This is a genomic window from Pseudocoprococcus catus (genome assembly GCF_019734885.1).
In the GTDB taxonomy this organism is placed as follows: domain Bacteria; phylum Bacillota; class Clostridia; order Lachnospirales; family Lachnospiraceae; genus Coprococcus_A; species Coprococcus_A catus.
The window spans coordinates 21,344-38,548 of the sequence record NZ_JAAXCM010000017.1 but is presented as its reverse complement, the minus strand read 5'-3'; the positions used below and the strand labels follow the sequence as shown (position 1 = coordinate 38,548).

Genomic DNA, 17,205 nt, shown 5'->3' with positions numbered 1-17,205 from the left:
TAGTACAACTGCAACAACATCATATGCCTCTGCCATTTCATAACTCAGCTTATGTAAGAAATCTTTCCTCTGGTTTCGGATTTTTTCGTGACATAATGCAACACGTTTTTTCTGTCGGTAATAATTATTGCTTCCTTTCACGCAATGGGATAACTTTCTTTGTTCCCTTGCCAGCCGCTCCTCACTTTTTCTGAAGTATCCTTCATTTTCCTTCTGTATATCTTCAGAAAACACAGCCATTCCATGCATTGCATAATCAATTCCCAGTATCTTTGCGTCTTCATAATCAAATTCTTCTGCTTGGTTTTCACAGTCAGATTTTTCATATAATAGACTTGCATAATACTTTCCGGATGGTTCCATACTTATTGTTACAGATTTCAGGCAATATTTTTCTGGAATATCACGATGTTTTTTCATACGGATCCATTTCAACTTCGGTAGTTTTATCCGATGATCTTCTACCTGAATATTTCCATTGACCACATTTGTCGTATAGCTTTTTCGGCTCCTGTGTTTTGATTTGAATTTTGGAAAGCCAGTCTTTGGATTCCTGAAAAAATTCTTATATGCCTTTTCCAGATGCATCTGCACATTTGCAAGTGCCAGGGAATCCACTTCTTTCAAAAATGGATATGTTTTTTTATACATCGCCGGTGTATTTCGCAGCATTTTTTTCGTTGCTTCATATTCCCGTATCTTATCATTCAACATCTGATTATATAAAAAACGACAGCAGCCAAATGTTTTGGCGAACAGGACTTCCTGTTCTCTGTTTGGATATATACGAAAACGGTAAGCTATATTCATCTTTTTTTCTCTCCCTGCGTCTCGATATAACGACGGATAACATCAATCGGTGCACCACCCGCTGTCAACAGGCAGAAACTTTGACTCCAGAATGCTTCCTTCCAAAGTCTTTCCCTGATCTGTGGATATTCCTTTTTTAACAAACGACTGCTTGCACTTTTATACGCATTGATAAATTTACTGAGTTCTGATTTTGGCTGTGCCCGAAACATAACATGCACATGATCAACATCATGATTCCATTCTTCCAGTGTGATTCCATAATCAGGTGCAATACGTTCCCAGATCTCTTTTGCACGTTCCGAAATCGGATCATCTATTACTTTTCTTCGGTATTTTACAACCATGATCAGATGATAATACATCAAATATACTGAATGTACATTATGATCCATATTGTCCATATAATCAGTCCTTTCTATCCTTTCGACTGATTATAGTATACCACACTTCGCACCGCGGAACAAGTGTTCTATTTTCTTTTTTCTGTAATTCATCTCCCACCTGTAGAGGAAGGAGAATTCTTGCTAACTTTTGTTAAATACTATTTTGCCTGAAACAAAAGTGCTGCACCAATTGCAGTCATAAAAGCTGCTTCTTTCGGAATGATAAAGTTGATATCATATAGTTCTCCAACCTGTCCCAACATAATTCTGGCCTGATTCAGCGTAGCTGTGGAACCGCCGATGACTGCTCTTTTCAGATTTACATTGCGGCAGGCAAATACAGCCAGTGTTCCTGCTGTCTGGAAAATCATATTCATCAGCCCCAGTGCCACATCCTCATCTGTGGCTGTACTCTTCATCTTACCCAGATTGGAAGACGTGGCATAGTCCGGCAATGTCTCCATCTGGTCTCTGCTCAGTTCTGCAATGCCCCAGTCCACATTCTTCAGATTGCCCTGTTCTGCCATATCCGCAATCACTTCCACATCACGGATACCGAAAAGCCTTGAGGAAAGGCCCACCAGTGTACCGCCGCCCACAGCACTGCCGCCGATATGCCAAATCCCCTCAGGGCCTGCATAAACAAAAACAGTACCTGTGCCGATGCTGCCCACAACCGTTTCTTCAAGCCCGGTCAGATAGAGGCCGCCTGTTCCCAGCGCATCAAATTCCGTCACTTTCGTTGTTGGAAGGCCATAGACATCCCCTTCCACATAACTGGCCCCCATGCCGGTGAGCATCACTGCCTCCACATCTGCAATCTGCATTCTCTCCTCACAGAGTAATTTGCCGATGGCACCGTACATAGCTGTCACCGGGTCAGAGGCTGAAACCTTCAGCGAATTTAAAATTATTTTACTTTCATCCATGGCAACAATCTTTGTTGCAGAACTTCCTATATCTATACCTAATACAATCCCCATCTTTTATTATCTCCACTTATATACAATTTTCTGTCATAATACTATCCATTTTCCCTTACGGCCGGAGCCTTCACGCTTTACTTTTCTTGATGCCGCCCTATTATATATTCTGAGCACAAATATCCGCCAGACAACATTTATCACAATATGGCTTCGTTCTGGCTGTACATACTTCCCGGCCATGCTCTACCAGACGATGGCAGAAGTCGCTGCCCTCCTCCGGCGGCACCAGTTTCCACAAAGCCATCTCCACCTTTTTCGGATCTTTGATGCCGTCCACGATACCAATCCTGTTGACCAGACGGATACAATGTGTATCTGTCACGATGGCCGGTTTGCCGAAGACATCCCCCATGATCAGATTCGCACTCTTTCGTCCGACCCCGGGCAGTTTCAGCAGTGCATTGAAATCATCCGGTACCTTATCATGATACTGTTCGTGAAGTATCTTCATGCAGGCACTGATATCCCTGGCCTTGCTCTTTCCAAGTCCGCATGGACGGACAATTTCTTCTATATCTGCCACATCTGCAGCCGCCAAAGAGGCCACATCCGGATATTTCTTATATAATCCTTCTACAACCACATTCACTCTGGCATCGGTACACTGGGCTGCCAGACGTACACTGACCAGCAGCTTCCATGCCTGGTCATAATCTAACGTACACTCAGCCAATGGATAGGCACTTTTCAAACGCCGGATCACTTCCAGCGTTAATTCTTCTTTCGTCATTTCAAACCCTCCAAAATTTATTTCGAAAACGATGTACTAGTTTTATTCTTACTTATTTCCTGCCAGCCTGACAAATAACCCCTGCGGCAGTTCAAATATAAACACAATCCCCAGCACGATAGCCACCGCCACCTTCACTGCCGTATAGCCTGTCTCGGCCGCCAGCCGCAGCTGGTCTGTCACAATGTAGTAGGCTGTCCAATACACACCGGCGCCCGGTACCAGTGGAAATATCCCGGCGATCAGGAAAATGGTCACCGGACATTTCTTCCGCACTGCTGCCAGTCTGGACAAAAAAATCACCACCATTGTTGCCGCCAGAGAGGCCCCTGCCGTACTGAAATGTTCCAGTGCGATCAGGTAGACAAGCCATCCTGCTCCGCCGATGACACCGCAATAAGGATAGTACTTCGATGGTACACCAAACAAAACCGAAAATCCCACCGTGGCTATAACGGCCGCTATAATCTGTATCATCATAAGGCAGCACCTCCTGTCAGCGGATTCAACACTGCAATTCCCATACCGACACCAATAGCGATGCAGATAAAGACAAGCAGTGCATCAATCATCCGCACAGTACCCGAAATATAATCCCCATCTGCTGCATCCCGGATCGCAATGGTAAAAGCAACTCCCGGAACCAAAGGCATCATAGAACCAATGATCATAAGGTTCAGATGATCGCCAATCCCTGCCATATACAAAAGATTGCAGACCAGTGTCACAAAAGCGCCGCCGCCCACATTACCCACAATCTTTGACAAATGCGGGCCGCTGATATAAAGAATATAGACATAGATCAGAAATCCTGCAATGGCTGCCGCCAGACAATCCATCAGATTGCCACCGAAAAGGCAGCAGAAAGCCCCGCTTGCCACACCTGAAGCCAGAATCAGCACGCTTTTTCTCTTGTCCGGCATCCGACGAATCGTCTCCAATGCCTGATAAGCTTCTGAAACTGTATATTTTCCTTCCGCGATCTCTCTTGAAAGCTGATTCACCGCTGCCACTTTATCCAGATGAGAACCATTCACCGGTATGTGCCGTACCTTTGCAAACACGTGCCCATGCCCTTCACCAGCTGTTGCCAGTATATAATTCATCAAAATAAACTGACTGGCCGATTCAACACCGTAATGTCTGCAGATGCGATCCATGGTTTCTTCCACCCTGAAAATCTCTGCACCATTCTCCAGCAGCAGTTCGCCTGCCTGCATCGCCAGTTCCATCACTTCATCTTCGTCACAATCAATGGCTGTATCTATTGTTGATTCTATTCTCTTCTGACCGGATGTGCTCATGATGACGCCCTCCATTTACCTGCAATCTACATCTGCTCATGCTATTATAACATATAAAAACAGTGCACTAAAGTACAAAAAAGAATGCGCCGCACGCTCCTGTGCAACAAAAAAAGCAGCTCATAATGAACTGCTGGCATTTTGTTGATGAAATTATGAAAACTGGCGGTTCAGGAATACTTCAAAGCTGTCGGCCGCAGCTTCTTCGTCCGGTCCCTCAATATTAACGGTGATGACATCACCAACTGCAAGCTTTAATCCCATCCATTCCAGAATATCCTTGCCATTGACTGTCTTCTCATCCTTTGTCACTTTAACATCTGAAGCAAACTGTGATGCCTCTTTCATAATCAGTCCTGCTGAACGGACATGCAGAATGCCATCTTCAATCTTATTCACTGCTACCGAGAATTGTTTCATGCTCGTCTCTCTCCTTTGTATTGTTTAATCCTCAAATTCGTCTATATTTTAACAAAAAAACAAAATCCTTTCAATACAAGAATAGAACCAATTTTTGAAAGGATTTTATTTCATTTTGATAAATATGCACAATGTTACTTCCTATTTCAGTAAAACTGCCTTGACTTCCTTCAATCTTTGCTCAAATTGGGCATAAAAACTGACTTCTTCACCAAAACCGCGCATGTAAAATTCTTTGAGAACATAAATATTAATTTGCTTGATGGTGCCGTCACTGGCGTTTTCTTTCTTCAGTGATGCAGCTACATCCTTCAGAAAATAGTGCCAGTCATTGACAAACTTCTCATACTGATCTAATTCCGGTATATCCAGCCATTTTCTGACTTTGATCTTCTGACGGTCCGTTTTCACACATTCCTTTGTCTGAAGAATGTATTTGAAGCTTCTGTCCTCATACAGTCTTCCCAAAGGGAACAGACGGCAGAACCCCGGTCTGATTTTATGGATACCACATCTGTCCTCCCGGTTCAGGAAAATACAGTGTTCATCTTCACCTACCATCTTGAGATTCGGCAGGATCATTCCGTCCACAACATTTAACTCTACATGGTCCGCCAACAGCGCTTCAAACGGAATACGAAAATAAGTACATATCCTATGGACATCTAATGGATCCAATAGAATGGACTTTCCCATTCCGTGACAACAGACAGAACATCCTTCACATCCCTGGCAATCTGCCCTGACCATATCATTGGCTGTATAGAAACGGCCATCTGAAATCTCATTTAAATCTATATTTCTTTCCATACTCAATACCTCGTATCTGCTTAATGTTTAATAAACATTGTATCATATTTTTCGACTTTTTATTTGAAAAATCAATTATTTTTTCCATTGAATCCATGATATAATTCTTATAATTCTGAACTCAACAACCAATCGCAGCTGCAGGTTATATTGACGCTGCCTCTATTGCGGCAATTCCAATACCTGTATTTCACATAATCACACAACGCGTATATCAAAAAAGGAGGTTACTTATGGTCGAACAACTTTATCACACCCCGGATATTTACAGGATTTATGTCCCGCTCCCTGACAACCCATTGAAATATCTCAACTGTTATGTTCTTGTTTCCAACGGCGAAACATTGATCATTGACACCGGCTTTAACCGCCCGGAATGTAAGCAGGCACTTTTTGACGGACTTGATGAGCTGCAAGTGGATTTTGCCCATACAAAGCTTTTTCTCACCCATCTTCACGGAGATCACAGCGGCCTCACAGAAGAACTGACGGTCAGAGGCGTTCCTGTTTTCATGAATGCCATTGATTATAATTATCTCTGTCAGGAGCTTGCCTCCGGCGGATGGCAGGCCATGGAACAGATTTTTCTCAGCGAAGGCTTTTCAATAGAAGAAATTGAGAAACAGAAAAAGGGCAATCATGCCCGTCTTTATTCTCCGCAGCATCCATTCCCTGCAACAACTGTTCAGGACAATGATGTGCTCACCCTGGGAGATGCTTCTCTCCGATGTATCCATACACCGGGGCACACACCGGGGCATACCTGCCTTTATATAGAAGAAAAAGAAATTTTATTCTCCGGTGACCATATCCTTTTTGATATCACACCGAATATCTCTGTATGGCGAAATGTTCCTTTTTCTCTGGCTGATTATCTGGAAAGCCTGCAGAAAATAAAATGCCTGAAGGTTTCCCATACATTTCCGGGACACAGAGAGTTTCACGGAGATATTCAAGATCGCATCCATGCCCTGACCCTTCACCATCATGCGCGTTTAAAAGAAATCCTGGACGCCATTGACCAGCATCCCGACTGTACTGCCTACGAAACTGCCGGCCGGATCAGCTGGTCTGCCAGAGGCCGTGCATGGGAGGATTTTTCACCGAATCAGAAATGGTTTGCCATGGGTGAAACACTGGCGCACATCAAATGGCTCTCAGACAGAGGCGCCATAAGCAGCACCAGACCATTGTCTCTGAACATGCCAACTATTCAAAATACCCCGGCAAAAGAAACGGCAGAAAACCGTTATCGGGCTCTCTGCCATTCTTCTAATCTGTTCTTTTATTCACAGCGTTTTTCTGATGACGATTTTTGTGAACACGTTACGCATTATGCATGAACATGTTCTTTCATCACTTTATACAGCTGAATGATAACGGTCGGTATAAAGGCCAGCATCGCAATCATTCCAATCTGGTAACCGTTCAAAAGTGACACTGAGAAAAGCGTGCGCATCACAGGTACAAAGATAACCAGTGCCAACAGCAGCACACCGCCAAAGAAAGCACCGATGCTGTTAATATTGGATGTCAGACCGATTTTGAAAATCGAATGTCTGCTTCTGCAGTTGAATCCGTGGAACAGTCTTGCCAGAGTCAGCGTAGCAAATGCCATAGAACTAGCTGTGGCACTGTCTGTAGATAAACCGATATGGAAAGCGATCATGGTACAGACTGCAATCAGACCGCCCTGTACGAAAAGGGCTGTCATCAGCTCCTTTGTCAGTATTCCCTGTTTCGGATCCCGTGGCGGCTCTGAAAGCAGATCTTTTTCTGCCTTTTCCATACCAATGGCAATGGCCGGCAGGGAATCCGTCAGCAGATTGATAAACAGCAGATGCACCGGCTGAAATGGCACCGGAAGTGCCGCAAGGGATGTATACAATACCGCCATGATTCCGGCCATATTGCCTGATAACAGGAACTGAACCGCATTTTTAATATTGCGGTAGACATTTCGCCCATTGGCAACGGCTTTGATGATGGTGGCAAAATTATCATCTGTCAGGATCATGGATGCGGCATCCTTGGATACTTCAGTACCTGTAATACCCATCGCCACACCGATATCTGCCTTTTTCAGAGCCGGGGCATCATTGACACCATCACCGGTCATGGCTGTCACTGCACCTTTGCGCTGCCATGCATCCACGATACGGATTTTGTTCTCAGGTGAAACACGGGCATAAACCGATATTTTGCCGATCTTATCATCCAGTTCTTCTTCACTCATGGCATCCAGCTCCTGACCGGTTACAGCCATATCCCCTTCACTGAATATACCAATCTGCTCTGCAATGGCTGTGGCTGTGATCTTGTGATCACCGGTGATCATCACCGGACGGATGCCTGCCCTCTTTGCTTCGGCCACTGCTTCCTTTGACTCTTCTCTCGGCGGATCAATCATAGATACCAGACCTATGAAAATCAGATGATCCTCCTCATCCAATGTCAGCTGCTGGTCGGCTTGTGCCTCCTTATAGGCAAATGCCAGGACTCTCAGACCCTGTTCCGAAAAAGCCTGATTTTTATCTAATATCTCCTTTACATCCTGCTCAGTAATTGGACGGACTTCATCCCCGATACGGATTCTGTCCGTTCGCTTCAGCAGAATATCCAAGGCGCCCTTAACCAGAATGGTCGGCACACCATGCAGGCGATACTTTGTGCTCATGAGTTTTCTGTCTGAATCAAATGGTATCTCTTCCATACGAGGCATCATCTCTTTCAGAATATCCTCTTTGATGTCCGCTTTTCTTCCCATTTCCAGAAGTGCCACTTCCGTCGGATCACCGATACTCTGGCCTTCCACAATAGCAGAATCATTAGTCAGAATCGCATCGTAGAGCAGATACCGATGAGACTGCTGCTTCAGGTCCAGTGCATCAGCTCCCATTGTCTGATGATTAATATAAACCTGCTGAACCGTCATCTTATTCTGGGTCAGTGTTCCGGTTTTATCTGAACAGATAACTGATACACATCCAAGACTTTCCACCGCTTTCAGATCTTTGATAATGGCATGTTCTTTGGCCATCTTCTGTGTTCCCATGGCCTGTACGATGGTGACAATGGAACTCAAAGCCTCAGGAATGGCAGCCACCGCCAAAGCCACTGCAAACATCAATGCATTCAGCACCGGCATCCTTCTGTACAGACTTAAAGCAAACACAACTGCACTGATAATCATAATAACAATAGCCAGCTGGCTGCCAAATTTATCAAGACTCACCTGCAACGGTGTTTTCTTCTCCTTGGTGGCATTCATAAGTGCCGCGATCTTGCCGATCTCTGTCTCCATACCTGTAGCCGTCACCAGTACAACGGCACGGCCTCCAGTTACAAGACTTCCTGAATAGACCATGTTGATACGATCTCCCAGTGCCTGTTCTCCCTCAAGAACAACTGCTTTCTTTTCAACATTGGTAGATTCCCCAGTCAGCGAACTCTCATTCACCTGAAGAGAATAGCTCTCAAGGATTCTGCCGTCCGCTGTCACCAGATCCCCCGCCTCAAGAAGCAAAATATCACCTTTAACAATCTGAGCAGAAGGGATCTCACCTTTGACTCCTCCTCTGAGCACCTTGGCTGTTGGTGCCGATAAAGTTTTCAGACTTGCAAGCGATTTCTCCGCTTTTTCATGCTGCACCGTACCAAGAATCGCATTCATCGTAATAACCGCAAATATAACAATCGTACTTTCCACATTGCCTGAAACCATAGAAATAATGGCGGCAATAATAAGAATAATAACCAGAAGATCAGCAAACTGCTCCGCAAACACTCTCAGCGCACTTTTCTTCTTTGATTCCTGAAGAACATTCTCCCCATTCATTTTCAGCAGTTCTTCCGCCCGCTCACTGCTCAGGCCATTTTTGTCGGCATCCAGCATTTTCAGGACTTCTTCCTCATTCATCTGATACCATTCTTTCATCCTGCTTCCTCCTTTCAGACTTCCTGCTTTCAAACTTCCCTTATTTTTGATTTTCATACACTTAGATCCATATAAAAGAAAAAGACTTTCAATGTATGATAACAGAAGCTATCTGTCGTCATACATCAAAAGTCTCGTACCCGTCATGGTATATATTACCAGACTGCTCTGCAAATTTGCAAACAGCCGCGATTGTTGATAATATATTAAAACTACTCCCCTTTGATGACACAATGCCATCAATATTCAGTTGTAATTTATCTAAGTTTCTAACAGTTTAACGCATTTTGTATCTGCTGTCAACCCTTATTCTTCTTCCATATTGGCCAGTTTTGCAGCCTGGTCTGCTGCGATCAGACTGTCAATGATCTCATCCAGGTCACCATTCATAATATCGCCCAGTCTGTATAATGTCAGTTTGATACGATGCTCTGTACAGCGTCCCTGTGGGAAGTTGTATGTTCTGATCTTCTCGGATCTGTCACCTGTACCTACCTGATTCTTACGAAGAGCAGCTTCTTCTGCATGCTTCTTCTCGATCTCGATCTCGAGAAGCTTGGAACGCAGTAAGCGGAAAGCTTTCTCTTTGTTCTGCAGCTGTGACTTCTCTGTCTGGCTGTAGATAACGATACCAGTCGGATTATGGGTCAGACGTACCGCAGAGTCTGTTGTATTGACACACTGACCGCCGTTACCGGAGGCACGCATAACATCAATACGTACATCGTTCATATCAATCTCAACATCCACTTCCTCAGCTTCCGGCATGATGGCAACTGTTACAGTAGATGTATGGATACGGCCGCCGGACTCTGTTTCAGGCACTCGCTGTACACGATGCACACCGGATTCAAACTTCATACGTGAATAGACATGATCGCCGCTGACCATGAAAACACACTCCTTGAAACCGCCGATACCATTCTCACTGACATCCATCATCTCAATCTTCCAGCGCTTGGATTCGGCATATTTGGAATACATACGGAAAAGCTCAGCAGCAAAAAGGGCTGCCTCGTCACCGCCTGCGCCGGCTCTGATCTCCACGATAACGTTCTTCTCATCCATCGGATCCTTAGGGATCAGAAGGACCTTCAGCTCCTGCTCGATCTTTGTGATATTGGACTTTGCTTCTGAAAGCTCTTCCTTGAGCATTTCCTTCATCTCTTCATCATCTTCAGCTTCAAGCATCTCAAGACTGTCATCAATTGTCTGCTTTGTATTCTTATATTCTGTATACTTTTCTACAAGGGGCTGCAGATCACTCTGCTCTTTCATCAGCTTACGGAAATGCTTCTGATCATTGACAACGTCCGGATCATTTAACTCTTCCATGATCTGCTGATATCGGATTAAAATATCATCTAATCTATCAAACATTATTATTTACCTCCATCTTCTGCAGCTTTCACTGCATAAACAACTCTGTCCAGACCTGCCAGATCTTTCTTCACGTGTATATCTTTAAATCCTGCCTGATCAAGAAGCTGTGAAACAGCTCCTCCCTGATCATAACCGATTTCAAAAAGCAGTGAACCGCCGGGTACAAGATACCGTCCCGATTCCTCTGCCAGTTTTCTATAAAAAAGGAGTCCATCTTTACTGCCATCCAATGCCAGATGGGGTTCATGATCTCTGACCTCACGCATGAGATCTTCAATATCCTCTGTGGGAATATAAGGCGGATTAGAAACAATCATATCAAAAACGCCTTCAACGGATTCAAAGAGATTACTGTGCACAAGTCTCACCTGAGGCAATCCCAGATTCTCTCTGTTTCTCTCAGCCACCTTCAATGCACCTTCTGAAATATCCACACCGATTCCTTCTGCCACCGTTCCCAGCTTTGCAAGACTTAAAAGAATGCATCCCGAACCGGTACACATATCTAACAGTCTGCACTCCGGCTTCATCATGGCCAAAGCTGTCTCCACCAATACTTCTGTATCCTGTCTGGGGATCAATACGCTCTCATTGACAAAAAACGGCAGTCCCATGAATTCTGTGCTTCCCGTCAGATACTGCACCGGATAGCCTTCGCTTCTCCGACGGATCAGAGCCTGATAATCAGCACTTTGCTTCATCTGTACTTCATCAAAAGGATCATTTCTTCTTATGAGAAAATCCACACGGCTGATACCATAAATATGTTCCAGCAGATACCATGCATCCACGGATGCATTATCCACACTGTGTGCTGTCAGTTCATCGGTTCCCCATTTCAAAAGGGTATCATAACTCCACTGCATCATGGCTGGCTCACTCCTGCTTTCGATCCCGTCCCTGGCTGTCTCGAAGCATCAGCCGCTGCATTCTCGGCCTGGAACTGTCTCCAGTCATAAATCGCTTCAATAGAAGCAATAGCAACTTCCAGCATCTCCAGATCCGGTTCACGGGTGGTCAGCTTCTGCAGCATCAATCCCGGCTTGCTGACAATGTTTACCAGACAGGACTCGCTTCTGCCTGCCCACTGAATGACCTCATAGGAAACGCCTGCAATCACCGGAACAAGAATAACGCGGAGCACAATCTTCAGCGCCATGTTATCCACACGGATAAACATAAAACAGATGATACTGACCACCATAACAATCAGCAGAAAACTTGTTCCGCATCTCTTATGCAGTCTTGAATACTTCGCCGCATTCTCCGGCGTCAGTTCAGCGCCATGCTCAATACAGTTAATGGTCTTATGTTCCGCACCATGGTACATAAAAACTCTCTGTATATCTTTCATCTGTGAAATAGCTACAATATAAATAAAGAAAATCGCAATTCGGATCAGGCCTTCGATCACTGCCAGTGTCATTGGACTCTTGATCACCTTACCAAACAAAGATGAAATAAAAAACGGTGTCAGCATGAATAAAACAACAGCGATCACAACGGATAAAGCCACTGTCAATCCCATAAATACGGCATCGGACTTGCCATCCTTATCCTTATCCTTCTCTTTCTCTGTTTCCTCTTCATCCTCATAAAAGCTGGCTGAATAGGTCAGCGTGGACATACCCAGCACCAGTGAATCAATAAATGCCAGTACACCTCTGATAATAGGCACTTTCTTCATGTGCCACTTTGCATTGAGACCGATAAACTGATCCTTCTTGACTTCTATTGTCTGATCCGGCTTTCTGACTGCCACTGCATAGTCATTGCCGTTACGCATCATGACCCCTTCAATGACGGCCTGTCCGCCGATAGTCGCATATCGCATATACTCCTCCTACGGGCGGAATGAAACATTCCTTACGTGCTTCATCCGCTACCACGGAAAATAGGTATTTTCCGTATGAAAAAACAGGGCTGTCGCATCTGCTGATCTCTGCACCGATCTCCACGATATGGACAATCCGGATGGCAGAGGATCTGTCGAAATGATGCGGCAGCCCCGTCTATCGTCTAATTATGCCTGTTTGATGCCATACTTACGATTGAACTTATCAATACGTCCGCGAGCAGAAGCAGCTTTCTGCTGGCCTGTGTAGAATGAATGACACTTAGAACAGATTTCTACGTGGATTTCAGGTTTTGTGGAACCTGTTACGAATTCGTTACCACAGTTGCATGTTACCTTTGCCTGATAATACTTAGGATGGATTCCTTCTCTCATCTTATTCACCTCACTAATATTCTTTCCTGATTGCCAACCAGGAATAATCACTTGAGTTATCTCAAATCGGGCTTCTCTGCCCATATCTGTCATTATAAAACAGCTTTTTAATTCTATCACATTTTTTCACAGTATGCAAGTATATTTTTACATTTTGCAAATGATATTTTACAAAATAATTTGCAGCCAAAAGACATGTCTCTCGTTTTATCATTGATGCAGGCTTTCCAGCTTTACCACATTTTCGTATGCCGGATCATATTGACAAATTCCGCATTGTCCTTTGTATGAGTAAACATATCAAGGATCTGTTCCAGTGCTTCCTCCGACTTCATACTATTTAATGCCTTTCTCATGATATACATAGCTTCCAGTTCTTCTTTGTCCAGCAAAAGTTCTTCTCTTCTGGTTCCTGAACGAGGAATATTAATCGCCGGAAAGATACGTTTCTCGGAAAGCTTTCTATCCAGAACAAGTTCCATGTTGCCTGTTCCTTTGAATTCTTCAAAGACAACATCATCCATCTTGCTGCCTGTCTCCACAAGGGCTGTAGCAAGGACTGTAAGACTGCCGCCCTCACGCATATTTCTTGCAGCACCGAAGAATTTCTTCGGCATATGCAGTGCAGCCGGATCCAGACCGCCGGAAAGAGTACGGCCGCTTGGCGGCACTGTCAGGTTATAAGCCCTGGCCAGACGTGTAATACTGTCCAGCAGGATCACAACATTCTTCTTATGTTCAACTAAACGTTTCGCCCGCTCTAAAACCATCTCTGAAACACGTTTATGATGCTCCGGTGTCTCATCAAATGTAGAATAGATCACATCCACATTCCTGCCTTCAATATACTCTTTGATATCCGTCACTTCCTCCGGACGTTCATCAATAAGAAGAATGATCATCTGCATATCCGGATAATTCGTATTGATTGCCTTAGCTACCTGCTTTAAAAGGGTTGTCTTACCTGTCTTCGGCGGCGATACGATCATTCCTCGCTGTCCAAGACCGATGGGTGAAACCAGGTTCATAATACGCATGGAAACCGGTGCATTCGGTGTCTCAAGGTTAATCCTGTGATCCGGGAAAATCGGCGTCATATCTTCGAATTTGCCGCGCTTCTGTGCTTCATAAGGCGGCATGCCATTAACCGATCTTATATAAAGAAGTGCTGAAAACTTCTCTTTCTCTGTCTTTACCTTGATATTGCCGCAGACAATATCACCGGTCCTGAGATTGAATCTGCGGATCTGCGCCGGTGACACATACACATCATTCGTTCCCGGCATATAGTTTTCACATCGAATAAAGCCAAAGCCTTCCGGAATGACTTCCAGGATACCGTTGGCCATCATACCGCTGTCTAACTGGCCATAGCCCGGGATCTCCATTTCTTCCTCAGACTGGCCATTTCCTCCGTATTGGTAATTCTCAGCACGCTGATAATTCTCGCTTCTCTGATAATTATTCTCACCGCGCTGATAATTCTCGCTTCTCTGATAATTATTCTCACCGCGCTGATTATTTTCGCTTCTCTGGTAACTATTCTCGCCGCGCTGATTACTTTCGCTTCTCTGGCTGTAAGTATTCCTTCTGTTATTATAACCATTACCGCCATTGTTCGTCCCGGTGCTGTCCTGACGTCTGCGCTCATAATACTCCTGACGCTCACCTTTTTCTGAACGTTCCGCATATTCACTTCTCTCAGACTGATTCTGGCGTTCATTTCGTTCCTGCCGGTTATTGCGCTCCGGGCGTTCTGCTCTCGGTGTCCTGTTTCGAAAAACATATGGTTTTCTGCTTTCCGCATTGGTATTTTCCGGTTGAGACGTCACATTGTCCTGTTTTTCCTGTACTTCCTCTGACTTTTCTTCCTTATTCTCCAATAAACCAAGGGCTGCCATCTGTTCCTGCAATTCTGCTTTACGCATCACAGATGTATTCTTCACACCCTTCGCTTTTAAAATCTCCCGCATCTGGGCGACAGATAATTTTTTTTCCTGATCAGCCATAAAAGCCTCCTTATCTGCTGACAAATTCTTACTGTATCCGACACAGCCAAATTCTGCACTGTATGGATACAGCTGAACTCCAGTTTTTAACAAATATTCATATCTCTAAAAATATTAAAATTGGGTAATCAATCGTTGAATCTTCTATAATTTCTATATAACAAAATAAGAACAAAGCATCTTACGATACTTTTAATAATTAAGAAAGACTGAATAATTCTTTTTTACCATTATATATGAAATCAGCAAAAATAAAAAGCCCAAGTTTTCTTTTTTATTTTCTTTTCAGAATCATAAACAAAAATCCTCTTCCATTTAACTGCCGATGCAGACCGAAAATATGCACGAAAAACCATTTTATATTATTTACAATTTTTTACAATTTGAAAGTTTCTGGCTTGTTTCCTGCAATTTCATCTGCTTTATATCCACTTTATCACCAAAGAAGTTCTTTTATGAAGGAAAACTTTAACAAAATTCCTATTTTTTTACAGATTAAAGTGAAAAAAGATTGAATTATTACTTAATCTATATTATAATCATCAATGGAAAGAATGAATTCCACTGAACATACTTTGCTGCGGATTTTGTCCGTTGGCAGGTCAATATAAGGAGGATGAAACAGAATGTCTTACAGTGACGAAATTATCGAAAAAGTAAAAGCAAAAAATCCTAACGAACCTGAGTTTATCCAGGCAGTGACAGAAGTTATGAATTCTCTTCGTCTCGTTGTAGATAACGATCCAAAGTATCAGAACGAAGCATTACTTGAGAGAATCGTTGAACCAGAACGTATTATTATGTTCCGTGTACCATGGGTTGACGACGAAGGCAAAGTTCAGGTCAACAGAGGTTTCCGTGTACAGTTCAACAGTGCCATCGGACCTTACAAGGGCGGTCTCCGTTTCCATCCATCCGTTAACTTAAGCATTATCAAATTCCTTGGTTTTGAACAGATTTTCAAGAACTCCCTGACAGGCCTTCCTATCGGCGGCGGCAAGGGCGGTTCTGATTTCGATCCTAAAGGCAAATCTGACCGTGAAGTTATGGCTTTCTGCCAGAGCTTTATGACAGAGCTTTGCAAGCATATCGGAGCTGATACTGATGTTCCTGCCGGTGATATCGGTGTAGGCGGCCGTGAAATCGGTTATATGTATGGTCAGTACAAGAGAATCCGCAACGTATCCGAAGGTGTCTTAACAGGTAAAGGCCTCACATACGGCGGTTCCCTCGCTCGTACAGAAGCTACAGGTTACGGTCTTGTCTACCTTGTAGAAGAATTATTAAAATGCAAAGGCGACACAATCGAAGGCAAGACTGTTGCTGTATCAGGTGCCGGTAATGTTGCTATTTACGCTATTCAGAAGGCTCAGCAGCTGGGCGCTAAAGTTGTTACATGCTCTGACTCCACAGGCTGGGTATATGATCCGGAAGGTATCGATGTCGCTGCTCTGAAAGAGATCAAAGAAGTACAGCGTGCACGTCTGACAGAATACAAGAAATACAGACCACAGTCTGAATACCACGAAGGCCGCGGCGTATGGCAGATTCCTGTTGACATCGCTCTTCCTTGTGCTACTCAGAACGAGCTCTTCCTTGAAGATGCTAAACAGCTTGTAGCAAACGGCTGCAAGGTTGTTGCTGAAGGTGCCAACATGCCTACTACTCTTGATGCAACAGAATATCTTCAGGAACATATCTACTTCGTACCTGGCAAGGCTTCCAATGCCGGCGGTGTTGCTACATCCGCTCTTGAAATGTGCCAGAACAGCATGCGTTACAGCTGGACATTCGAAGAAGTTGACGCTAAACTCAAAGACATCATGGTCAACATCTTCCACAACATCGACAACGCTGCTAAAGAATACGGCGTAGAAAACAACTACGTTGCAGGTGCTAACATCGCAGGCTTCAAGAAAGTCGCTGATGCTATGCTTGCTCATGGTATTGTTTAAAAATTAAAGTTCGGGCCTAGACCATAGAGGGATTCCTGAGGAGTTATTCCGCACAGGCACACTCGCGTTGCCAACGCTAACAGCGGTACATAAGGCAGTAAAATACACTGCCTAAGTACCGGTAAGCGTTGAAGCACCTGTGCGGAATGACATCCTCAGGAATCCCTTTTGTAGTTTTTGACCGAACTTTTTCATAGTTATTAAACACGATATGCTATTATGCCGGCATACATCTCTTTGACGAA

At 44.1% G+C, this 17,205-nt stretch carries 16 protein-coding genes; 2 read left to right on the top strand and 14 right to left on the bottom strand.

Annotation, left to right across the window (positions count from 1 at the left end; all coding sequences use genetic code 11):
- From HED67_RS01750 to HED67_RS01715, 8 genes are all read right to left on the bottom strand, one after another.
- A partial coding sequence (locus HED67_RS01750) for an RNA-guided endonuclease TnpB family protein (protein ID WP_221717339.1) occupies window positions 1–810 on the bottom strand: 810 nt, incomplete at its 3' end.
- On the bottom strand, window positions 807–1,214 hold the full coding sequence (gene tnpA, locus HED67_RS01745) for an IS200/IS605 family transposase (RefSeq protein WP_408639815.1): 408 nt from the start codon (window positions 1,212–1,214) through the stop codon (window positions 807–809). The genes HED67_RS01750 and tnpA, both read right to left, overlap by 4 nt.
- A gap of 140 nt (window positions 1,215–1,354) precedes the next feature.
- Complete coding sequence (locus HED67_RS01740; protein ID WP_178439000.1) at window positions 1,355–2,179, bottom strand: acetate and sugar kinases/Hsc70/actin family protein; 825 nt, start codon at window positions 2,177–2,179, stop codon at window positions 1,355–1,357.
- Between the two features lie 100 nt (window positions 2,180–2,279).
- Complete coding sequence (locus HED67_RS01735) at window positions 2,280–2,912, bottom strand: endonuclease III domain-containing protein (protein WP_178439003.1); 633 nt, start codon at window positions 2,910–2,912, stop codon at window positions 2,280–2,282.
- Between the two features lie 48 nt (window positions 2,913–2,960).
- A complete protein-coding gene (locus HED67_RS01730) occupies window positions 2,961–3,392 on the bottom strand; it encodes a threonine/serine exporter family protein (RefSeq protein WP_178439006.1) in 432 nt (143 codons plus the stop codon).
- Complete coding sequence (locus tag HED67_RS01725; protein ID WP_178439009.1) at window positions 3,389–4,216, bottom strand: threonine/serine exporter family protein; 828 nt, start codon at window positions 4,214–4,216, stop codon at window positions 3,389–3,391. The genes HED67_RS01730 and HED67_RS01725 overlap by 4 nt, the downstream gene beginning before the upstream one ends.
- Window positions 4,217–4,369: 153 nt before the next feature.
- Window positions 4,370–4,636: an HPr family phosphocarrier protein gene (locus HED67_RS01720; RefSeq protein ID WP_015512720.1), complete on the bottom strand. Its 267-nt coding sequence runs from the start codon at window positions 4,634–4,636 to the stop codon at window positions 4,370–4,372.
- Window positions 4,637–4,777: 141 nt separating this feature from the next.
- Window positions 4,778–5,446, bottom strand: a complete 669-nt coding sequence (locus HED67_RS01715) for a YkgJ family cysteine cluster protein (RefSeq protein WP_221717338.1) — start codon at window positions 5,444–5,446, stop codon at window positions 4,778–4,780.
- A 233-nt stretch (window positions 5,447–5,679) separates the two neighbouring features.
- On the opposite strand from HED67_RS01715, the gene HED67_RS01710 reads away from it, so the two are divergent.
- Window positions 5,680–6,789: an MBL fold metallo-hydrolase gene (locus HED67_RS01710; RefSeq protein ID WP_221717337.1), complete on the top strand. Its 1,110-nt coding sequence runs from the start codon at window positions 5,680–5,682 to the stop codon at window positions 6,787–6,789.
- Here HED67_RS01710 and HED67_RS01705 read toward each other — a convergent pair.
- The 6 genes from HED67_RS01705 to rho form a co-directional block, all read right to left on the bottom strand.
- Window positions 6,780–9,383, bottom strand: coding sequence for a cation-translocating P-type ATPase (locus tag HED67_RS01705; protein WP_221717336.1), 2,604 nt, complete (start codon window positions 9,381–9,383; stop codon window positions 6,780–6,782). The genes HED67_RS01710 and HED67_RS01705 overlap by 10 nt on opposite strands.
- 306 nt (window positions 9,384–9,689) lie before the next feature.
- Window positions 9,690–10,763 carry a peptide chain release factor 1 gene (gene prfA, locus HED67_RS01700; protein WP_178439023.1) on the bottom strand — a complete coding sequence of 358 codons (1,074 nt, stop codon included), beginning with the start codon at window positions 10,761–10,763 and terminating at the stop codon, window positions 9,690–9,692.
- Between the two features lie 2 nt (window positions 10,764–10,765).
- A complete protein-coding gene (gene prmC / locus HED67_RS01695) occupies window positions 10,766–11,635 on the bottom strand; it encodes a peptide chain release factor N(5)-glutamine methyltransferase (RefSeq protein WP_221717335.1) in 870 nt (289 codons plus the stop codon).
- On the bottom strand, window positions 11,632–12,600 hold the full coding sequence (locus HED67_RS01690) for a DUF1385 domain-containing protein (RefSeq protein WP_221717334.1): 969 nt from the start codon (window positions 12,598–12,600) through the stop codon (window positions 11,632–11,634). The genes prmC and HED67_RS01690 overlap by 4 nt, the downstream gene beginning before the upstream one ends.
- Before the next feature lie 189 nt (window positions 12,601–12,789).
- Window positions 12,790–12,996, bottom strand: coding sequence for a 50S ribosomal protein L31 (rpmE, locus tag HED67_RS01685; protein WP_015512713.1), 207 nt, complete (start codon window positions 12,994–12,996; stop codon window positions 12,790–12,792).
- Between the two features lie 233 nt (window positions 12,997–13,229).
- Complete coding sequence (gene rho, locus HED67_RS01680; RefSeq protein WP_221717333.1) at window positions 13,230–15,005, bottom strand: transcription termination factor Rho; 1,776 nt, start codon at window positions 15,003–15,005, stop codon at window positions 13,230–13,232.
- A gap of 626 nt (window positions 15,006–15,631) precedes the next feature.
- Here rho and gdhA point away from each other — a divergent pair.
- Entirely contained in the window at window positions 15,632–16,960 is a 1,329-nt protein-coding gene (gene gdhA, locus HED67_RS01675; RefSeq protein ID WP_015512711.1) for an NADP-specific glutamate dehydrogenase, read from the top strand.
- Window positions 16,961–17,205: the final 245 nt, after the last annotated feature.